The organism is Neoroseomonas rubea (assembly GCF_016106015.1).
GTDB lineage: Bacteria > Pseudomonadota > Alphaproteobacteria > Acetobacterales > Acetobacteraceae > Neoroseomonas > Neoroseomonas rubea.
On sequence record NZ_JACADQ010000622.1, the window covers coordinates 1 to 1152 of the forward strand.

Sequence of the window (1152 nt, forward strand, 5' to 3'; positions counted from 1 at the left end):
CGGCGCTGGTCGAGATCAACCGGCGCGAACTGGCCGCAACGCTCTCGTCCGCCGGCGCCGCGCGCCCGGCCGTGCCCGCGCCCGCCGACAAGCCGCCGGCGGCGCCGCGATGAGCATCGCCATCCTCTTCCTGCTCTGCGCCGCGGGCCTGATGTGGCTTGCCTGGCGGCAGGCGCGCGCGCTGACGACGGGCGAATGGCTGCGCGCCGCGGGCACGCGGCTGCGCGTGGGTTCGCCGCCCGGGAAGGAAGCCGCGCTCGTCTCCCTGGAACGCGGCGGCACCGTGCTGCACGGCCCGCTGCCGGCGCAATGGGACCCGCCGCCTTCGGTCGCGCGCATGATGCTCGACGCCGCGGGCAGCGACCCCGCGGTGCTCGCGCGCGGCGGCGCCTGGCGCGTGCTCGCGGCGGTCGATCTCGCGGGGGAGGATCCGCTCGGCGCCGGCGATGCCGCGCTGACGGCGGCGCTGCACGAGGCCTTCGGCCACACCGCCATCATCCTGGTGCCGGAGGGGCGGGACGGCCCGCCGGTGCTGCTGCACGGCCTGCCCAAATCCGCGCGCGGGAGCGCGGGCGGGGTGGGCGTGGAGCAGTCGCGGCTCGACACGCTGCTGCAGGTCACGGGCGATCCCGCGGGGTTGCTGGTCGAGATCGAGCGGCGGCGCATCCGGCGTGGCGGCTGGGGGACGCGACAGGCGGCGCTGGCCGGGCGCTGACCCTCACGCGCGGAGCACGAAGGCCCGGCCTTCGTGCGGCACAGGGGCTGGCGCGCGGGGCTGGCGGGGCGGCCGCGCGCAGGACGACGCGACCCTGCGAAGGTCCAATCTCCGTGCGGTCGGAATCAGCCCGCCACGAAGCGCGCCGCGAGCGCCGTGCGTTCCTCCGCGCTCATGTGCAGGCCGAGCTTGCTGCGGCGCCAGAGCACATCCTCGGCCGTCGCCGCCCATTCCTCCCGCCGCATCCAGGCGAGCTCGCGCTCCGTCAGCCCGCCGCCGAGCGGCGCGCCGAGATCCTCCATCGACCGCGCGCCGTCGAGCATCGCGTCGAGGTCGGAGCCATGGGTGCGCACCAGCCGGCGCAGCAGCCCGGCCGGCAGCCAGGGATGGCGGCGCGCGGCCTCGGCCTCGAAGGCCGGCAGCCCGCCCGCGCCGAG

General features: G+C 77.7%; 2 protein-coding genes. One reads left to right on the plus strand and one right to left on the minus strand.

What is annotated here, in order from left to right:
- The first annotated feature begins 109 nt into the window (after nt 1-109).
- Nucleotides 110-715, plus strand: coding sequence for a hypothetical protein (locus tag HW577_RS25385; RefSeq protein ID WP_198378859.1), 606 nt, complete (start codon nt 110-112; stop codon nt 713-715).
- Between the two features lie 125 nt (nt 716-840).
- Here the strand turns inward: HW577_RS25385 and HW577_RS25390 are convergent.
- A partial coding sequence (locus HW577_RS25390) for a glycerol-3-phosphate dehydrogenase C-terminal domain-containing protein (protein ID WP_332837818.1) occupies nt 841-1152 on the minus strand: 312 nt, incomplete at its 5' end.

What these genes read in the sequence shown, in the direction of transcription:
- HW577_RS25385 (WP_198378859.1), top strand. Translation starts at nt 110, where the DNA reads ATGAGCATCGCCATCCTCTTCCTGCTCTGCGCCGCGGGCCTGATGTGG.